This is a genomic window from Polaromonas sp. P1_F2 (assembly GCF_056405735.1).
Window position 1 is genome coordinate 105988 of record NZ_JBFUBN010000003.1, and the last position, 17667, is coordinate 123654.

Genomic DNA, 17667 nt, shown 5'->3' on the forward strand with positions numbered 1-17667 from the left:
GCTTTCCATGAACACCTCCCCACGATTCCTGAACGCCCGCGCCACTGCGGTATCGCTTGCCGTTCTCGCGGCGAGTTTCGCCGGCGGCAACGCCATGGCCCAGGCCAAGACGCTGTACATCGGCATGAACGGCGGCACCATGGAAAAAACCTACACCGAACACGTCTTCGGTGCCTTCGAGAAAGCCAACAACGTCAAGGTCGTGGTCGTGCCCGGTACCTCCTCGGACATCCTGGCCAAGGCGCAGGCCAACAAGGACAACCCGCAGATGCACGTGATGTTCCTGGACGACGGCATCATGTACCGCGCCATCGGCATGGGTTTGTGCGAAAAAATGCAGGCCGGCCCGGCGCTGAACGATTTGTTCCCGACCGCGCGCTTCAAGGGCGACATGGCCGCCGGCGTCAACATCGGCATGACCGGCATCGCCTACAACAAGAAGATGTTCACCGAAAAAGGCTGGGCGCCGCCGACATCCTGGATGGACATGGCCAACCCCAAGTACAAGGGCAAGGTGGTGTTCCAGTCGCTGTCTTCGTCGACCTTCGGCCTGCACGGCTTCCTGCTGTTCAACCGCATCCAGGGCGGCAACGACAAGAACGTGGAGCCCGGTTTCAAGGCCTGGCCCACGACCATAGGCCCCAATGTGCTCGAGTACATCCCGAGCTCCGCCAAGCTCGCTGAAATGGTGCAGACCGGCGAGGCCGCGATGTTCCCGCTCACGCCCACCGCCGTCGGCGTGCTCAAAGACAAGGGCCTGCCCGTGGAATACGTGCAGCCCAAGGAAGGCTCGGCCGTGCTGACCGTCGGTGAATGCGTGATCGCCAAGAACAGCGAACCCGCGCTGGCCCACAAGCTGGCCCAGTACCTGCTGTCGCCCGAAGCTCAAGCAGCGGCGCTGGAGTTCGGCGACCAGATCCCGTCCAACCCCAAGACCAAGGCCAGCGGCAAGGCCGCGGCGCTGGTGACCCAGATGAACGAGTACATGAAAACCGCCATCGCCGTGGACTGGGACGTGATCAACGAAAACCGCCCGGCCTGGAATGCGCGCTGGAACAAGACGGTCGAGCGCTGATTTCTTTTTTCCAATCTGCGCATCTGCGCGTAGGCCCCACAACCCGAAGCTGGCTTGCCCGCTTCGGGTTTTTCTTTGGAGCAGCTTTTAAGGCCGCTGGCGCAGCAGGCGCAAGCCGTTGCCCACCACCAGCAGGCTGGCGCCCATGTCGGCGAACACCGCCATCCACATCGTGGCCGTGCCGAACACGGCAAGGAGCAGGAAGGCGCTTTTGATGCCCAGGGCCAGGCTGATGTTCTGCCACAGGATGGCGTGCGTGCGTTGTGACAGGCGCACGGTCTCGGCGACGCGTTCGAGGTTGTCGTTCATGATGACCACGTCGGCCGCTTCCATGGCGGTGTCGGAACCCGCCCCGCCCATGGCGAAGCCGATGTCGGCCTGGGCCAGCGCGGGCGCGTCGTTGATGCCGTCGCCCGCCATGCCGGTGGCGCCGTAGCGTTGCTGCATCTCGCGTATCGCATCGAGTTTGGCCTCGGGCAGCAGGTCGCCGCGCGCGTCGTTTATGCCGGCCTGGGCCGCGATGGCGCGCGCCGTGGCGTTGTTGTCGCCGGTCAGCATCACGGGCGTGACACCCAGCGCTTTGAGGTTGGTGACGGCCTGGCGCGAGCTTTCCTTGATGGTGTCGGCCACCGCGAACAGGGCCAGTACGCGGGTGTCATCGGCGAGCAGGGTCACGGTGCGGCCCTGTTGTTCATGCCGTGACAATTCGGCCTCAAGCTCCGTGCCACAGAGGCCGAGTTCATGCACGAGGCGGTGGTTGCCCAGCACCAGGCGCCGGCCCGCGATGGCACCCTCCGTGCCGCGCCCTGGCAGGGCCTTGAAGTCCTGTACTTCGGCAGGCTCGGTGTTCAAGCCCGCGGCGATGGCTTTGGACACCGGATGGTCGGAGCGCGCGGCCATGCCGGCAGCCAGCTGCGTGAGGGATGCCTCGCGGGCGTCGCCCCAGGCGCGCCAGTCCACGAGCTGCGGTTTGCCTTCGGTGATGGTGCCGGTCTTGTCGAGCGCGACGGCCTTGAGCAGGCGCGCCTGCTCAAGATAAGTGCCGCCCTTGATGAGGATGCCGCGCCGCGCGGCGGCCGACAGGCCGCTGACGACGGTGACCGGCGTGGAAATCACCAGCGCGCAGGGGCAGGCGATCACCAGCAGTACCAGTGCTTTGTAGAGCGAATCCTGCCAGGTGATTCCGGCGAGCAGCGGCATCAGCAGCGCCACTGCGACGGCGATCACGAACACGGCCGGTGTATAGACCGCGGCAAAGCGGTCGACAAAACGCTGCGTGGGTGCGCGGCTGCCCTGGGCCTGCTCCACCGCATGGATGATGCGGGCCAGCGTGGTGTTGCCGGCCGCCGCGGTGACGCGCATTTCGATCTCGCCGGTTTCATTGATGGTGCCGGCGAAGACGGCGTCGCCGGCCTCTTTGTCGACGGGAATGCTTTCGCCGGTGATGGGTGCCTGGTTGACGGCGCTGCTGCCCCGGGTGACGAGGCCGTCCAGCGGCACGCGCTCGCCGGGGCGTATGCGCACCAGAGCTTGCAGCGGCACGGCGGTCACCGGCGTGATGGTCCAGGCGCCGTCTTCACCTTGCATCAGCGCCTGTTCGGGTGCCATGTCCAGCAGGCCCTTGATCGCATCGCGGGCGCGGTCCACAGCGCGGGCTTCGATCAACTCGGCAATTGCATACAGCGCCATCACCATGGCTGCTTCCGGCCATTGGCCGATCAGGAAGGCGCCGGTGACGGCCACCGACATCAGCGCGTTGATGTTGAGCTTGCCGCGCAGCAGGGCGGCCAGGCCTTTTTTATAGGTATCGAGGCCGGCCAGGGCAATCGCCGCGGCCGCGATCGCCATGCCGGCGATTTTCCAGGCCATCAGTTCGGGTGCAAAAAATGAAACAGTTTCCGCACCAACCGCCAGCGCCAGCGCGGCGACGAGGCGTGCTACGCCGCCGCCAAAGCCGCTGTCATGGCTGCGATCATGTCCGTGCCCTTCATGGCTTTCGGCTTTCGGGCTGGTGGCCTGGGCCGGCTGCGGGTCAAACCCGGCCCGGCGTATCGCCTCCAGCGCCGGCGCATAGGCTTCTTCGCTGGCGTCTATCCTGAGCGTGCGCGCGCCCAGCTGGAAGCCCAACGAGCGTATGCCGATGACGGGTTCCAGGGCGCGGCGTATGTCCGATTCCTCGGCGCTGCAGTCCATGGTCGCGATGCGGAACAGGCGCCCCGCGGCGCCGGCCATGACGGCTGCCGCGGGCCGGCTGGCGTGGGCGGCATGGGCGCTGCCGCAGCAGTCGCCGGTAGGGCCTTTGAGGCCGGAAACTGGGGTTTTTTCGGGTTTCATGGCTTAATTGGAAACCCTGTAGCGGCCTTAGAGTCAAGCGCGATTGGCGAGTGACCCTGCCGCGATGTCGGGACGATGTTCAAGGAGGTCGCCATGAAAATCGGAGAGCTGGCCAAAACCGCCCAGACCCAGACGGAAACCATACGTTACTACGAGCGCGAGGGTTTGCTGCCCGAAGCGGCGCGCACCGAGGCCAATTACCGCATCTACGACGAAAGCCATGTGCAGCGCCTGGCCTTCATACGCCACTGCCGCTCGCTGGACATGACGCTGGCCGAGATCCGCACCCTGCTGAACTTCAAGGACGCGCCCGCCGGCAGCTGCGCCGACGTCAACACCTTGCTGGACGAACACATCAGCCATGTCGCCACGCGCATACGCGAGCTCAAGGCGCTGGAAAAAGACCTCAAGCTGCTGCGTGAGCAGTGCGCCAGCGACCAGGGCGCCGATGACTGCGGCATCCTCAGCGGCCTGGAAAAAGCCGCCCTGCGGCAAAGCCAGAACCGTACACCTGTTGTGGAGCGCGGCCATGCGGCCCACCACATCCACGGCGCGCACCCGCAGGTGGGTGCGCCCGGCAAAGAAGGCGGCGCCGGGCCCGCCGCCGGCAAGGCGGGCCGCGCGCGCAAGTGAGCCGGCTCGCGCTGCGGTATTTTTACAAAGCGCTTGCTTGCTAAAAATACCGGGTTTTGCTATGGTCCGTCCTTATGGAAAAACCCGCCGCGCGTTCGCGCCTCGCCAAACGCGCCCCTTCACCCCCGAAAACCGCGGCCGCCAGCGCTGAAAAACGCCCGCGTGGCCGCCCGCGCAAAACCCTGGACGAGCGCGACGACGGCAACCGCCGCATCGAACTCATCAACGCTGCCGCCCGGCTGTTCCGGAAAAAAGGCTTCAACGCCACCAGCACGCGCGACATCGCGGCGGCCGTCGGCATGCACAGCGGCTCGCCCTTCTACCACTTCAAAAGCAAGGGCGCGCTGCTCTACGCGGTGATGGAGGAGGGCATGCGCTCGGCCCTGCTGCGCCAGGCCGCGGCCCTGCAGGCGGCCGGCTTGCCCACCGATGACGCGCCGGCTTTGCTGCGGCTGTTGATACGCAGCCACTTCGGTGTGCTGCTGGGCTCCGGCAGCGATTTCATCCCGGTCATGCTCTACGAGTCGCGCTCCATCACCACCCGGCAGCGCGCGCTGCTGACCAAGCTGCAAAGCGACTATGAAGCCGTCTGGGAGCCCGTGCTGCAGGCCCTGGCCGGGGCAGGGCAGCTCAAGGGGCCGGTGAAGCTGGCGCGCCTGCTGATGTTCGGCGCGCTCAACTGGTCGGTGCAGTGGTTTGACGCCAGACAGGCCGCCACGCTGGACGACCTGACCGACGCGGCCATGGCGCTTTTCATTCACGCCCCGGCGCCGGGCAAAACCGCCTCATCAAAGGCTTTGCCATGAGCTACCAATCGGTTTTCCAGCCCGGCCTGTTCGCCGGCCAGGTCATTGTCGTCACCGGCGGCGGTTCCGGCATAGGCCGTTGCATCGCGCACGAGCTCGCCGCGCTCGGCGCCCACGTGGTGCTGATAGGCCGGCAGGTCGTCAAGCTTCACGACGTGGCCGGCGAGATCGCGGCGCAGGGCGGCCGTGTCAGCTTCCACCCCTGCGACATACGCCAGGAGGAAGCCGTCAGGACCACCATCACCGCCATCGTGGTGGCGCAGGGCCGCATTGACGGCCTGGTCAACAACGCCGGCGGCCAGTACATCACGCCGCTGGAGGCCATCAGCGCCAAGGGCTGGGAGGCCGTCATCAACACCAACCTGACAGGCGGCTTCCTGATGGCGCGCGAATGCTATCTGCAGGCCATGCAGGACAAGGGCGGCAGCGTCGTCAACATCGTGGCCGACATGTGGGGCTCCATGCCCAGCATGGGCCACAGTGGCGCGGCGCGCGCCGGCATGGTGAGCTTCACTGAAACCGCAGCGGCCGAATGGGCCAGAAGCGGCGTGCGCGTGAACGCGGTGGCGCCCGGCTACATCGCCTCCAGCGGCATGGACCACTACCCGCCCGAGGCCGGCCCCATGCTGCGCGAGATGCGCCACACCGTGCCGCTGGGCCGCTTCGGCACCGAAAGCGAAACCTCGGCCGCCGTAGTGTTCCTGCTCAGCAAGGCCGCCAACTTCATCAGCGGCAGCACGCTGCGCGTGGACGGCGCCAGGCCCCAGGTGCGCATGGGCTGGCCCCAGCAGCGGCCCGATGCCGAAGCGCTGCAGCGTGAGGCCGTCAAGCCCTTCGACGGTTTCCACCTCGCCGAAACACCGAAAGTCTTGCAGTCATGACGGTGTTCCAGTCCGCGTGGAATGCGCAGTCGCCGCAGGCCTTGCAGCGGCGGGACGCCATGCTGGCGCGCATCGCGGCGCTGCGCGCGCTAGAGGAACGCAGCGCCGCCGCTTCGGCGAAGTCGCGGCCCGCCTTTGACAAGCGCGGCCAGCTGCTGCCGCGCGAACGTGTGGCGCTGCTGCTCGACGCCGGCGCGCTCTGGCTGCCGCTGTGTTCTCTGGCCGGCTACCTCCAGGACAGCAAGGAGGCCGCCCAGTCGGTGCCGGGCGGCGGCGTGGTGGCCGGCATCGGTTTTGTCAGCGGCGTGCGCTGCATGGTGGTGGCCAGCGACTCCGGCATAGAAGCCGGGGCCGTGCAAGCCATGGGTCTGGAAAAAATCCTGCGCGTGCAGGAAATCGCCTTGCAAAACAAATTGCCCTTTATCCACCTGGTGGAAAGCGCGGGCGCCAACCTCATGCGCTACCGGGTCGAAGGTTTTGTGAACGGCGGCGCCTTGTTCCGCAACCTGGCGCGCCTGTCGGCGGCCGGCATTCCCGTGATCACCGTGCAGCACGGTTCGGGCACGGCAGGCGGTGCTTACATGCCCGGCCTCAGCGACGTCGTCATCATGGTGCGTGACCGTTCGCGCGCCTTCCTGGCCGGCCCGCCGTTGCTGATGGCCGCCACCGGCGAAATGGCGACCGAAGAGGAGCTGGGCGGCGCGCTCATGCACAGCACCGTATCCGGCCTGGGTGAACAGCTGGCCGGGGACGACCGCGAGGCGCTGGGCCTGGCGCGTGAGGTCGTGGCACGCACCGCGTGGGCGCAGGCAGCCTCCCCAGGCACGGCGCGTGAACCGCTGTACCCGGCGCAGGAGCTGTTGGGCCTGGTGCCGGACGACCTGCGCCAGCCGCTGGACATGCAGGAGCTGATCGCGCGGCTGGTGGATGGTTCCGACTTCTTGCCCTTCAAGGCTTTGTATGGCGCGGCCACGGTCTGCGTGCAGGCGTCCCTGGGCGGCCATGCGGTCGGCATCCTCAGCAACAACGGTCCCATCGACGTGGCCGGCGCCAACAAGGCCACCCATTTCATCCAGCTGATGTGCCAGCTGGGCCATCCCATCATCTACCTGCAAAACACCACCGGTTATATGGTGGGCAAGGAGAGCGAGCAGGCCGGCATGATCAAGCACGGCTCCAAGATGATCCAGGCCGTCACCAACGCCACGGTGCCGCAGATCACGATCCAGTGCGGCGCGTCCTTCGGCGCTGGCAACTACGGCATGTGCGGCCGTGCTTATGCGCCGCGTTTTCTTTTCAGCTGGCCCAGCGCCAGAACGGCCGTCATGGGCGGCGAGCAGGCCGCGCGCACCATGCAAATCGTCAGCGAGGCGGCGCTGGCGCGCAAAGGCATCGCGCCTGACCCGGCCCAGTCGCAGGCCCAGTACGACAAGATCGTCGCGGTGTTCGAAGCCCAGGCAGACGTGTTCTACACCTCCGGCCTGGTGCTGGACGACGGCGTGATAGACCCGCGCGACACACGCGCCGTGCTGGCGCAATGCCTGGACATCTGTGCGCAGGCTGAGGCGAGGCGGCTCAGGCCGCTGCAATACGGCGTGGCGCGCATGTAGGCCGGTCCCCACGGCAGGAAAACAAAGAAACGAAGAAAGAAACGAAGAAAGAAGCGGAGACAAAAATGCAATACAGCCACGAACACCTGGAAATCCAGAAAACCCTCAAGCGCTTCATAGACGCCGAGATCAACCCGCATGTCGATGAATGGGAGGCGGCCGAGATATTTCCTGCGCATGAGGTTTTCAAAAAACTCGGCAACCTGGGCCTGCTGGGCCTGACCAAGCCCGAAGCGTACGGCGGCGCCGGCCTTGATTATTCCTATGGCGTAGCCATGGCCGAAGCGCTGGGCCACATCGACTGCGGCGGCGTGCCCATGGCCATCGGCGTGCAGACCGACATGTGCACACCGGCGCTGGCACGCTTCGGCAGCGACGAACTCAAGCGCGAGTTCCTGGCGCCCGCGATTGCCGGCGACACCGTGGGCTGCATAGGCGTAAGCGAGCCCGGCGCGGGCAGCGACGTGGCCTCCATCAAAAGCCACGCGCGCAAGGACGGTGGTGACTATGTGATCAGCGGCCAGAAGATGTGGATCACCAACAGCCTGCAGGCCGACTGGATGTGCATGCTGGTCAATACCGGCGAAGGGCCCGCGCACAAAAACAAAAGCCTGGTCATGGTGCCTATGCGCGAAGGCGGAAAACTGCGCAAAGGCATTGAGGCGGCGAAAAAGATCAAAAAAATCGGCATGCACTCGTCGGACACCGGCCTGATTTATTTTGACGAAGTGCGTGTGCCGCAGCGCTACCTCATCGGCAGCGAGGGCTCGGGTTTTACCTACCAGATGATGCAGTTCCAGGAGGAGCGCCTCTGGTGCGCGGCCAGCTGCATACAGTCGCTCTCCAACTGCATCGAATGGACGGTCGAATGGGCACATGAACGCAAGCTCTTCGGCGCCGTGCTGGCCGACCAGCAATGGGTGCAGTTCAAGCTGGCCGAGATGAAGACCGAAGTCGAAAGCCTGCGCGCCATGACTTACCGCGCCTGCGAGCTTTATGTGCAGGGCCAGGATGTGACCGAACTCGCTTCCATGGCCAAGCTCAAGGCCGGGCGGCTCAACCGCCTGGTGCCCGACACCTGCCTGCAGTTCTGGGGCGGCATGGGCTACACCTGGGAGAACAAGGTCGCGCGCATGTTTCGCGACGGCCGGCTGGCTTCCATAGGCGGCGGCGCCGACGAAGTCATGATGGGCATCATCGCCAAGATGATGGGCGTGGCCAAGTCCGTCAAGAAGCCAGCGTGACCGCCATGAACAAGCTGCTGGATGTGGTGCGCGAAGGCGCAACCGAGACCTGGATACTCAAGGACCCGGCCACGCGCAACGCCTTGAGCGACGCGATGGTGGAAGCCCTGCAGGCCGCCTGCGAGCGCGCGGCGAAAGACCTTTCGCTGCGCTTTGTCGTGCTGGCCGGAGCCGGCGGCGCTTTTTGCACGGGCGGCAGCCTGGGTGGTTTTTCCGAGGCCATAGGCCAAGCCCTGCCATTGGGCGCGGCGGACCCGCTGGTCGCGATGAACCGCCGCTTCGGCACGCTGCTGCAATCCTTGAGCAGGCTGCCGCAAGTGCTGGTGGCCGTGGTCAACGGCCCGGCCATGGGCGGCGGCCTGGGCCTGGTGTGCTGCGCCGACTTTGTGCTGGCCGGCTATCGCGCGGTGCTGGCCGCGCCCGAGGTGACGCTGGGCATCGCCCCGGCGCAGATCGCGCCCTTTGTGCTCAAGCGACTTGGCGACCGCGCGGCACGGCAATGCCTGCTGACGGGCCGCAGGTGGACGGCGTGGGAAGCCCTGCAGCTGGGCCTGGTGGACGAAGTACATGCAGGTGACGAATTGCCGGCGGCTTTGCAGGCCCTGCTGGCTCGGCTGGGCCAGGCCGGGCCGCGCGCGCTGGCCGCCACCAAGGAATTGCTGGCGGCATCGCAGGGCCAGCCGGACGTGCTGGACCAGGCGGCCGCCCTGTTTGCCGGCAGCCTGCGCGGAGCCGAGGCGGCCGAAGGCTTGCAGGCCTTTTCGCGCAAGGCCCAGCCGGAATGGGCTGCATGACCAAAATCCGTCGCCTGCTGGTGGCGAATCGCGGCGAGATCGCCCGCCGCATTCTGCGCACCGCCCACGCCATGGGCATGCAAACGGTGGCGGTGTATTCGGACGCCGATGCCGGTGCGCTGCACGTGCGCGAGGCCGGCATGGCGTGTGCCCTGGGCGGCGACGTCTCGGTCGACTCTTATTTGCGGATCGACAAGCTGATCGCCGCGGCGCAGGACAGCGGCGCCGACGCGGTGCATCCCGGCTACGGCTTCCTCAGCGAGAACGCGGCCTTTGCCGAGGCGGTGATCGCTGCGGGGCTGGTGTGGGTGGGGCCGCCGCCGGCCGCGATGCGGCAGCTGGGCAGCAAGGCCGCCGCCAAACAGCTGGCGCGGGCGCAAGGCGTGCCCTGCCTGCCGGGTTACCAGGGAGATGACCAGTCGGACGCACGCTTTGAAACCGAGGCCGGCCGCATCGGCTACCCGCTGATGGTCAAAGCCGTGGCGGGCGGCGGCGGGCGCGGCATGCGGCTGGTGTTGTCGGCTGAAGCCCTGGCTGCGGCTCTGCGCAGCGCGCGCTCGGAGGCTGCGTCGGCCTTCGGCAGCGAGGAGCTGTTGATCGAAAAAGCCTTGTTGAACCCTCGTCATGTCGAGGTGCAGGTGTTTGCCGATGCCCACGGCTCTTGCATCCATCTGGGTGAGCGCGACTGCTCGGTGCAGCGGCGCCACCAGAAGCTCATTGAAGAAACGCCGAGTCCCGCCGTCGATGCGGCCCTGCGCGCGCGCATCTGTGCCGCCGCCGTGGCGCTCGCGCGGGCGGCGGGCTATGTGGGCGCGGGCACGGTGGAGTTTCTGGTTGAGGGTTCGGACTTCTTTTTGATGGAGATGAACACGCGCCTGCAGGTTGAACATCCCGTGACCGAGGCGGTGACCGGTCTGGACCTGGTCGAATGGCAGCTGCGCATCGCCCAGGGTGAGGCCTTGCCGCTGGCCCAGGAGGACGTGGTGTTTACGGGCCATGCCATCGAAGTGCGACTGTGTGCGGAAGACGAAGACTTCAGGCCGCACGCCGGCACGGTCCGGCGCTTTCGCGAGCCGCGCGGCGTTCGCTTCGACCACGCGCTGTTCGAAGGCCTGGTGGTGCCGCCGCACTATGACTCCATGCTGGGCAAGCTCGTGGCGCATGCGGCTACGCGCGAGGAGGCCGTGGACGGCCTTATCGCGGCGCTAGGCCGCACCGAGGTGCTGGGCCTGCCGACCAACCGCGCCTTTCTGGCCGCCTGCCTGGACCATGCGGTGTTTCGTGCCGGTGATGCGCTGATACCTTTCCTGGCGGAGCACGGCGCTGCTTTGAGAACCGGACTGCGAAAAGCGCAGGAGGAGGCGCTTGTGCTGCTGGGGCTCGCGGCGATTTTTCCCGGGGCTAGCTCCGACCTGCCGTGCCCGTTTCCCAAACCGCTCAGGTTGCGGCACCGCGGCCAGGTGCTGGACCTTCGCATGCGCGAAGCGGGCCGGGGACGTCTGGAGGTCGAGGCCGGCGGTCGGACCTTGTCGGCGGAAACGGCGACAGGGCCCGAGGGTGCGACCATGGTGCAAATCGGTGGCACGCAACGGCGCGCGGTGGCCGTGCGCCTGCAGGACGCCGTTGGGCAGGCCACCTTGCGCTGGCATGTGCAGGCGGACGGCGTCGACCTTTTTCTCGAAGACGCGAGCTTTGAAGCCGCGGCTTCGGGCGCAGCGGCCGCATCGCGCGAGTTGCGCGCAGCGTTTAACGGCAAGGTCATCGCCGTGCATGCCGTCGCCGGCCAGGCCGTGCGGCGCGGCGACACCCTGCTGGTGATCGAATCCATGAAACTCGAACATGCGGTCAATGCCCCGCACGATGCGATGCTGGCTGCCGTGATGGTGGAGCCCGGCCAGCAGGCAGTGCCCGGCCAGATCCTGCTGAGGTTTGAGGCATGAACTCGCCGCACCCGGCCCATGGCGAGGACGAAGAGGCCATCGCCGCGATGGCCGAAACCGTTCAGCGTTTTGCCGAACGCGAGATCGCGCCCCATGCCACGGCATGGGACGAAGCCGGAGAGTTTCCGCGTGCGCTTTACACACGAGCGGCCGAACTGGGTTTGCTGGGCCTGGGCTATCCCGAGGCGTTGGGCGGCACGCCGACTTCCTGGCGGCTGCGCAACGCGGTCACTCTGGCCTTGTGCCGTTACGGCGGCAGCGGCGGCGTGATGGCCAGCCTGTTTTCCCACAACATCGCGCTGCCGCCCGTGCTGCGCCATGGCAGCCCTGACCTGCAGCAAGAAGTCATCACACCCGTGCTGCGCGGCGAAAAAATCGCAGCGCTGGCTGTCACCGAACCCGGCGGCGGTTCGGACGTGGCCGCGCTGCGCAGCACCGCGCGGCGCGACGGCGGCGATTATGTGATTGACGGTGAAAAAGTATTCATCACCTCGGGCCTGCGCGCCGATTTCCTGACAGTGGCCGTGCGAACGGGCGAGGCCAAAGGGCCGGCCGGCATTTCCCTGTTGGTGGTGCCGGGCGATACGGCGGGCTTGTCGCGCAGCCCTTTGCAGAAGATGGGCTGGTGGTGTTCGGACACGGCGCATCTGCGCTTTGACAAGGTGCGCGTGCCGGCCCGTTACCGGATCGGCGAGGAGGGCGCGGGCTTTCGCATGGTCATGGGCAATTTCAACGGTGAGCGCATGGCGCTGGCGGTAGCCGCGCTCGGTTTTGCCGAGGCCTGTTATGACGAAGCGCTGAACTGGGCGCGCCAGCGCAAGACCTTCGGGGCCGCGCTGGTCGAGCGCCAGGTGGTGCGCCACAAGCTGGTCGATATGCAGATGCGCATCGCCTCCACACGCGCCTGGGCGGACGCGCTAGCCGCGCGCGCCGACGCCGGCGAGGAGGCTTCGGGCAATGCCGACTGGGTGGCCCAGGTCTGTTTGCTGAAGAACCATGCCACACAAACCATGCAGTTCTGCGCCGACCAGGCGGTGCAGATCCTGGGCGGCATGGGCTATATGCGCGGTACAAAAAGCGAACGCATTTACCGCGAGGTCAAGGTCATGATGATAGGCGGCGGCGCCGAAGAAATCATGAAGGACCTCGCTGCACGACAATTGGGACTATGACCAAAGCACAGCCCATACCCACCGGTGCGATTGAATTCGAGCCGGATTTCATCGCTTCACTCAAGAACTTGTTCGAGGAAAAAATCGTCTTCAACAAGTTGCTGGGGCTGAAGATCACCTCGGTGACGGCTGAAAGGGTCACGGCGCGCATCGACATGCGCAACGAACTGATAGGCCATTACGCGCACAACCGCATCCACGGCGGCGTGATCAGCGCCGGGCTGGACGCCATAGGTGGGCTGGCGGTGATGGCGGCGATAGGCGCGCGCCATATGGATGAGACGCCGTTGCAGCGACTGCAGCGTTTCGCCAAGCTGGGGACTATAGATTTGCGGATCGACTATCTGCGGCCGGGGATTAGTGATTATTTTGAGCTTCGGGCTGAGGTGATGAGGCTCGGTTCGCGGGTGGCGAGTACGCGGATGGAGTTTCTGGGTTCGGACGGGAAGCTGTTTTCGACTGGGGCTGGGGCTTATATCGTTTCTTAGCCGTCTTGCTCCGGCGGTGCGCTCGCTGCTGAGGGTTGCTGGCCGGGGTCGCCCGGCATGCGACTCACTTTTTTTGCTTCGCCAAAAAAAGTAAGCAAAAAAAGGCGACCCGCAGTCTGGGTCCCTATGCTTCGCTACGGGCAACCTGCGGTGCTCGACTACGGCGGGGTCTCGCGCAAACTCGCTTCGCTCAAACAAGCGCGATCCCTGATCCGCCTACGTCTGCGCTCCTCGGCCCAGCCAGGACGGGACAAGCGGGAGCAGGGACAGAAGACAGAAACACAAAGAAGACAAATACAAACAAGGACTCGCCGTGGCGAGTCCTTGTTTCTTAGGTATTGGTATTCCTTCCCCACCCCTTGTGGATGCGCCGAGGAGCGCAGGTCCAGACGGATCAGGGATCGCGTTGTTTGAGCGAAGCGAGTTTAGCGAGACCCCGTCTGGACCGAGCACCGCAGGTTGCCCGCAGCGAAGCGGAGGGACGCAGCAACCAGGGTCGCCTTTTCTTTTGCTTACTTTTCTTTTGGCGAAGCAAAAGAAAAGTGAGTAGCTGCCGGGCTACCCCCGGCCAGCAGAACTCAGAAGAGCGCGCGTCGCCGGAGCAAGAACCGGCAGCTAAGCAGGCCCCTCATACCCAAGCGCATTAAGAAACTCCCTCCTCCACCAATGCACATCATGCTCACGAATATTCTTGAGCAATTTCTGGTGCCGCGCCTGGCGCTCCTCCAGCGGCATCTGTAGGGCGCGCTGTATCGTGTCGGCCGTACCGTCGGTGTCATAGGGGTTGACCAGCAGCGCGTCTTCGAGCTGCTCGGCCGCGCCCGCAAAGCGCGACAGCACCAGCACCCCGGGATCGGCGGGGTCCTGGGCGGCGATGAATTCCTTGGCCACCAGGTTCATGCCGTCGCGCAACGGCGTGACCAGCGCCACGCGCGCCACGCGGTACAGGCCGGGCAGGCGCTTGCGCGCCACGTTGCGGTGGATGTAGCGTATCGGCATCCAATCAAGCTCGCCGAAATTGCCGTTGATGGCGCCGCACAGGCTTTCAAGCTCCTGCAGCAGGTCGGTGTAGGTGCCCATGTCTTCGCGGCTGGGCGAGGCGATCTGGATCAGGGTGGCGCTGCGGATGTTTTCGGGGTATTTTTTCAGCAGGGTTTCAAATGTCTTCAGGCGCTGCGGAAGGCCCTTGGAATAGTCGAGCCGCTCCACGCCCAGCAACAACTTGCGGCGCGAATATTCTTCCTTCATGCGCTCGTACATGTCGCGCGCGTCCTGCGCGTGCGTGAGCGCCGCGAATTCGTCCACGTCTATGCCTATGGGAAAAGCACCCGCGCGCACGGTGCGGTGAAAGGCCCTGAAGCGGTTGCCGCCCAGCGCCACGGCGCCGGCCTCGGCCTGCACGTAGCGCGAGAAGTGCAGCAGGTCGTTTTCGCTCTGGAAACCCACCAGGTCGTAGGCGAACAACGCGCGCATCAGCCACTCATGCTGCGGAATGGCTGCCAGTATCTGCTGCGGCGGCAGCGGGATGTGCAGGAAAAAACCGATACGATTGTTGCAGCCCATGGCGCGCAGCTCGGCGGCCATGGGGATCAGGTGGTAGTCGTGGATCCAGATGATGTCGTCGGGCCGGAGCAGGGACATCAGCTTGTGCGCGAACAGCCGGTTCACGCGGCGGTAGGCTTCGATGAAACCGGTGTCGAAACGCGCCAGGTCCAGCCGGTAATGGAACACCGGCCAGAGCACGCCGTTGCTGTAGCCCAGGTAGTAGCCCGCATGGTCTTCGGCCGACAGGTCCACCGTCGCCAGCTTGACGTTGCCGGCCTGCTGCACATGCAGCTCGCCTTCGCCAGCCGCGCCGCCTTCGATGACGTTTCCGCTCCAGCCGAACCACAGGCCGCCCGTGGCGTTCAGCGAATCGCCCAGCGCCACGGCCAACCCTCCGGCGGCGGCCTTGCGCGGGTCGGCCACGCGATTCGAGACGACCACCAGCCGGCTCATACCTGGGATTCCCAGGGCGTGGAAAGGCGGACTGCCGCGTTAATGATCCCCACCATGGAATACGTCTGCGGAAAATTTCCCCACATTTCGCCGGTCACGGGATGCGTGTCTTCCGACAGCAGCCCCACATGGTTGCGGGCGGCCAGCATGGTGTTGAAGATCTCGCGGGCCTGCTCCTTGCGGCCTATGCGGGCCAGCGCGTCTATGCGCCAGAAGGTGCAGATGTTGAAGGCGGTTTCGGGCTTGCCGAAATCGTCGGGTGCCTCGTAGCGGCGCATATAGGGGCCGTCGCATAAATGGGTTTCGAGCGCGTCCACCGTCGCGATGAAGCGCGGGTCCTTGGGATCGATAAAGCCTACTTCAATCATCAGCAGCACGCTGGCGTCGAGGTCGCAGCCTCCGAAGCTTTCGGCAAAGGACTGGCGTTCCTCGCTCCAGGCTTCGCGCAGTATGCGTTCCTGCATCACCGCCGCGTGGTTTCGCCAGTAATCGGCGCGCTCCGGCAGCTTGAGCACCAGCGCGATCTTGGCCAGCCGGTCGCAGGCGGCCCAGCACATCAGGGCCGAGGAGGTGTGGATGCGCGCGCGCGTGCGCAGCTCCCACATGCCGGCGTCGGGCTTGTCGTAGTTGCGCACGGCCTGCTCGCCGACGTCTTCGAGCCGCTTGAATTCGGCAATGCCCGCGCGGTGCAGCAGCCGGTGGTCGTGAAAGGACTGGGCCGCGCCCAGGATCACGTTGCCGTAGACGTCGTGCTGAAAGTGCTCCTGGGCCTGATTGCCGACGCGCACCGGGCCCATGCCGCGGTAACCGCCCAGGTGCACCATGATCGATTCGGGGAGCTCGCGTTCCAGGCCTATGCCGTAAAGCGGCTGGATGTGCCCGCCCTTGGATTGCACCACCACATTGCTGAGCCAGCGCAGGTAGTCCTCCATGGTGCCGACTTCCGAAAGGCTGTTGAGCGCGCGCACCACAAAAAAGGCGTCGCGCAGCCAGCAGTAGCGGTAGTCCCAGTTGCGCTGGCTGCCGGGCGCTTCCGGGATGCTGGTGGTCATGGCCGCGACGATGGCGCCGGTGTCTTCAAACAGCGAGAGCTTGAGCGTGATGGCCGCGCGTATCACGGCATCCTGCCACTCCAGCGGAATGTGCAAGCGCTGGCTCCACTTCTTCCAGTAGGAAATGGTTTCCTGCTCAAACAGGCGCGCCGTGTCGGCGATGCCTTCGGGCAGCGATTCGTCGGCGCCGAGCAGGAAATTGTGCTCGCGCGTCAGTACAAAAGGCTGCTTTGACAGCAGGTGCGAAATCGACACGTCGGTGTTCAGGCGCAGCGTGAGTTCGTCACCCACATAGCGCAGGTGGTTGCTGCCCTGGGTGATCAGGGGCTTGCGCCGGCCCCAGTCGAAACGGATGTCCAGCACCACGCGTATGCGCGGCGCGCCGTTGATGGGCTTTACGCGGCGCACCAGGGTCATAGGCCGGAAAAAGCGCGACCGGCTGAAAAAACGCGGTGCGAAGTCGGTGATCTCTATGCCCTGGCCGTGCTTGTCGAACAGCTGTGTGCGCAGCACGGCGGTATTGGGTTCATACCACTGCCTGGCTTCGGCGAAGTCCTCGATCTCGATGGCGAAGGCGCTGGACTGCGAGTCCTGGGCGCCGGGGCTGGTCGCATCGTCCTGCGCGGGCTGCGGCTCGAGCAGGGCGTTGAAGACCGGGTCGCCGTCAAAGCGCGGCAGGCAGCACCAGACGATGCGGCCGCGCGCGTCAACCAGGGCGCTGAAGCCGCAGTTGCCGATCACGCCCATCGCCAGGGAGGGCTTGGCGGGCGGCTCAAAGTGCAGGGAATCGGCGGCGACGCTCATGGACGGCTTTCTGGTGCGGCGGCCGGCGCATCTTCGGCCTCTCGCGACCTGCCGTCGAAGGCCGCATGCAGCCATTCGCGCAGCACGTCGGGCGATGCGCAGCGATGGTGCGCCACGGTCGCGCCTTCACCAACCTTGATGCCTTCGCCGCCCATGGCCTGCACGGCGGCAAAGCCGGCTTCGTCGGTGGTGTCGTCGCCGGCAAACAGCGGCAGGCGGCCGGCAAACGGCGCTTCGCCCATAAAGGCCCTGATCGCCAGGCCCTTGCTGACGTTTGCCGGTTTGACTTCAAAAACACATTTGCCGCGCAGCAACTCGACCCCGGGCGTGCGGTCCGCAGCCTCCTGCATGAGCTGCAGGCACAGCGATTCGAGTTCAGGCGCATGCCGGTAGTGCAGCGCCACGGCCGCCTGCTTGATCTCAACGCGCAGCCCGTCATGGTGGGCCGCGAACTCGGTGGCGCTGCGCGCGAGCTCGGCCAGGTCCGGCTCGGCCAGGCTGACGATGCGGCCGTGCGCGTCGCGGCGCTGCGCGCCGTGCTCGGTGGCCAGGGGAAGTTGCAAGGGCGAAAGAAAGCCGTCAAGGTCGGCCAGCCTGCGGCCCGAGACGATCGCCAGCGCGCCGCCGAGCTGGCCCGAGAGCCTGAGCAGGGCCGGAATCACGCCCGACACCAGCCGGACCGCATCGGGCTCGGGCGCCAGGTCGGCCAGGGTTCCGTCAAAGTCCAGGAAGAGGGCGGTCTGCGCGCCTATGGCCGGTAACGGCCCGGGAAGCGGCAAGCGCGAAGAAGGCGAAGCCGGCGATGGGGAAGGTGATAACTGCATCGCCCTTCACCT

Annotated in this window: 14 protein-coding genes; 10 read left to right on the forward strand and 4 right to left on the reverse strand. The window is 65.8% G+C overall.

Annotated elements, in window-relative coordinates:
- Positions 1 to 7: 7 nt before the first annotated feature.
- On the forward strand, positions 8 to 1075 hold the full coding sequence (locus AC1D0O_RS07495; RefSeq protein WP_477652918.1) for an ABC transporter substrate-binding protein: 1068 nt from the start codon (positions 8 to 10) through the stop codon (positions 1073 to 1075).
- 87 nt (positions 1076 to 1162) lie between these two features.
- On the opposite strand, the gene AC1D0O_RS07500 is transcribed toward AC1D0O_RS07495, so the two are convergent.
- On the reverse strand, positions 1163 to 3409 hold the full coding sequence (locus AC1D0O_RS07500; RefSeq protein ID WP_477652919.1) for a heavy metal translocating P-type ATPase: 2247 nt from the start codon (positions 3407 to 3409) through the stop codon (positions 1163 to 1165).
- Between the two features lie 93 nt (positions 3410 to 3502).
- Between AC1D0O_RS07500 and cadR the strand changes: the two genes are divergently transcribed.
- The 9 genes from cadR to AC1D0O_RS07545 all read left to right on the forward strand — a co-directional run bounded on the left by cadR (position 3503) and on the right by AC1D0O_RS07545 (position 12977).
- Positions 3503 to 4042 (forward strand): Cd(II)/Pb(II)-responsive transcriptional regulator, encoded by a 540-nt coding sequence (cadR, locus tag AC1D0O_RS07505; RefSeq protein ID WP_477652920.1) that lies wholly within the window; start codon positions 3503 to 3505, stop codon positions 4040 to 4042.
- A 74-nt stretch (positions 4043 to 4116) separates the two neighbouring features.
- Positions 4117 to 4848 carry a TetR/AcrR family transcriptional regulator gene (locus AC1D0O_RS07510; protein WP_477652921.1) on the forward strand — a complete coding sequence of 244 codons (732 nt, stop codon included), beginning with the start codon at positions 4117 to 4119 and terminating at the stop codon, positions 4846 to 4848.
- Complete coding sequence (locus AC1D0O_RS07515) at positions 4845 to 5729, forward strand: SDR family oxidoreductase (RefSeq protein WP_477652922.1); 885 nt, start codon at positions 4845 to 4847, stop codon at positions 5727 to 5729. Before AC1D0O_RS07510 ends, AC1D0O_RS07515 begins: the two co-directional genes overlap by 4 nt.
- Entirely contained in the window at positions 5726 to 7339 is a 1614-nt protein-coding gene (locus AC1D0O_RS07520) for an acyl-CoA carboxylase subunit beta (RefSeq protein ID WP_477652923.1), read from the forward strand. The genes AC1D0O_RS07515 and AC1D0O_RS07520 overlap by 4 nt, the downstream gene beginning before the upstream one ends.
- Before the next feature lie 65 nt (positions 7340 to 7404).
- Positions 7405 to 8583 (forward strand): acyl-CoA dehydrogenase family protein, encoded by a 1179-nt coding sequence (locus AC1D0O_RS07525; RefSeq protein WP_477652924.1) that lies wholly within the window; start codon positions 7405 to 7407, stop codon positions 8581 to 8583.
- A gap of 5 nt (positions 8584 to 8588) precedes the next feature.
- The gene (locus AC1D0O_RS07530; RefSeq protein ID WP_477653305.1) at positions 8589 to 9377 is read left to right on the forward strand and encodes an enoyl-CoA hydratase/isomerase family protein; all 789 of its coding nucleotides are present in this window, start codon (positions 8589 to 8591) and stop codon (positions 9375 to 9377) included.
- Positions 9374 to 11317, forward strand: a complete 1944-nt coding sequence (locus tag AC1D0O_RS07535) for an acetyl/propionyl/methylcrotonyl-CoA carboxylase subunit alpha (RefSeq protein WP_477652925.1) — start codon at positions 9374 to 9376, stop codon at positions 11315 to 11317. The genes AC1D0O_RS07530 and AC1D0O_RS07535 overlap by 4 nt, the downstream gene beginning before the upstream one ends.
- The gene (locus AC1D0O_RS07540; protein ID WP_477652926.1) at positions 11314 to 12489 is read left to right on the forward strand and encodes an acyl-CoA dehydrogenase family protein; all 1176 of its coding nucleotides are present in this window, start codon (positions 11314 to 11316) and stop codon (positions 12487 to 12489) included. The genes AC1D0O_RS07535 and AC1D0O_RS07540 overlap by 4 nt, the downstream gene beginning before the upstream one ends.
- Positions 12486 to 12977, forward strand: coding sequence for a thioesterase family protein (locus AC1D0O_RS07545; RefSeq protein ID WP_477652927.1), 492 nt, complete (start codon positions 12486 to 12488; stop codon positions 12975 to 12977). Before AC1D0O_RS07540 ends, AC1D0O_RS07545 begins: the two co-directional genes overlap by 4 nt.
- Positions 12978 to 13592: 615 nt before the next feature.
- Here AC1D0O_RS07545 and otsA read toward each other — a convergent pair.
- From otsA to otsB, 3 genes are read right to left on the reverse strand one after another with little or no spacing between them, the layout of a single operon-like run.
- Positions 13593 to 14975: an alpha,alpha-trehalose-phosphate synthase (UDP-forming) gene (gene otsA / locus AC1D0O_RS07550; RefSeq protein WP_477652928.1), complete on the reverse strand. Its 1383-nt coding sequence runs from the start codon at positions 14973 to 14975 to the stop codon at positions 13593 to 13595.
- Positions 14972 to 16831, reverse strand: coding sequence for a glycoside hydrolase family 15 protein (locus tag AC1D0O_RS07555; protein ID WP_477652929.1), 1860 nt, complete (start codon positions 16829 to 16831; stop codon positions 14972 to 14974). The genes otsA and AC1D0O_RS07555 overlap by 4 nt, the downstream gene beginning before the upstream one ends.
- Positions 16828 to 17655, reverse strand: a complete 828-nt coding sequence (gene otsB / locus AC1D0O_RS07560; protein ID WP_477652930.1) for a trehalose-phosphatase — start codon at positions 17653 to 17655, stop codon at positions 16828 to 16830. Before otsB ends, AC1D0O_RS07555 begins: the two co-directional genes overlap by 4 nt.
- Positions 17656 to 17667 lie beyond the last annotated feature (12 nt).

What these genes read in the sequence shown, in the direction of transcription:
- cadR (WP_477652920.1), top strand. Translation starts at nt 3,503, where the DNA reads ATGAAAATCGGAGAGCTGGCCAAAACCGCCCAGACCCAGACGGAAACC.
- AC1D0O_RS07545 (WP_477652927.1), top strand. Translation starts at nt 12,486, where the DNA reads ATGACCAAAGCACAGCCCATACCCACCGGTGCGATTGAATTCGAGCCG.
- otsB (WP_477652930.1), bottom strand. Translation starts at nt 17,655, where the DNA reads ATGCAGTTATCACCTTCCCCATCGCCGGCTTCGCCTTCTTCGCGCTTG.
- AC1D0O_RS07495 (WP_477652918.1), top strand. Translation starts at nt 8, where the DNA reads ATGAACACCTCCCCACGATTCCTGAACGCCCGCGCCACTGCGGTATCG.
- AC1D0O_RS07510 (WP_477652921.1), top strand. Translation starts at nt 4,117, where the DNA reads ATGGAAAAACCCGCCGCGCGTTCGCGCCTCGCCAAACGCGCCCCTTCA.
- AC1D0O_RS07515 (WP_477652922.1), top strand. Translation starts at nt 4,845, where the DNA reads ATGAGCTACCAATCGGTTTTCCAGCCCGGCCTGTTCGCCGGCCAGGTC.
- AC1D0O_RS07530 (WP_477653305.1), top strand. Translation starts at nt 8,589, where the DNA reads ATGAACAAGCTGCTGGATGTGGTGCGCGAAGGCGCAACCGAGACCTGG.
- otsA (WP_477652928.1), bottom strand. Translation starts at nt 14,975, where the DNA reads ATGAGCCGGCTGGTGGTCGTCTCGAATCGCGTGGCCGACCCGCGCAAG.
- AC1D0O_RS07535 (WP_477652925.1), top strand. Translation starts at nt 9,374, where the DNA reads ATGACCAAAATCCGTCGCCTGCTGGTGGCGAATCGCGGCGAGATCGCC.
- AC1D0O_RS07540 (WP_477652926.1), top strand. Translation starts at nt 11,314, where the DNA reads ATGAACTCGCCGCACCCGGCCCATGGCGAGGACGAAGAGGCCATCGCC.
- AC1D0O_RS07500 (WP_477652919.1), bottom strand. Translation starts at nt 3,409, where the DNA reads ATGAAACCCGAAAAAACCCCAGTTTCCGGCCTCAAAGGCCCTACCGGC.
- AC1D0O_RS07555 (WP_477652929.1), bottom strand. Translation starts at nt 16,831, where the DNA reads ATGAGCGTCGCCGCCGATTCCCTGCACTTTGAGCCGCCCGCCAAGCCC.
- AC1D0O_RS07525 (WP_477652924.1), top strand. Translation starts at nt 7,405, where the DNA reads ATGCAATACAGCCACGAACACCTGGAAATCCAGAAAACCCTCAAGCGC.
- AC1D0O_RS07520 (WP_477652923.1), top strand. Translation starts at nt 5,726, where the DNA reads ATGACGGTGTTCCAGTCCGCGTGGAATGCGCAGTCGCCGCAGGCCTTG.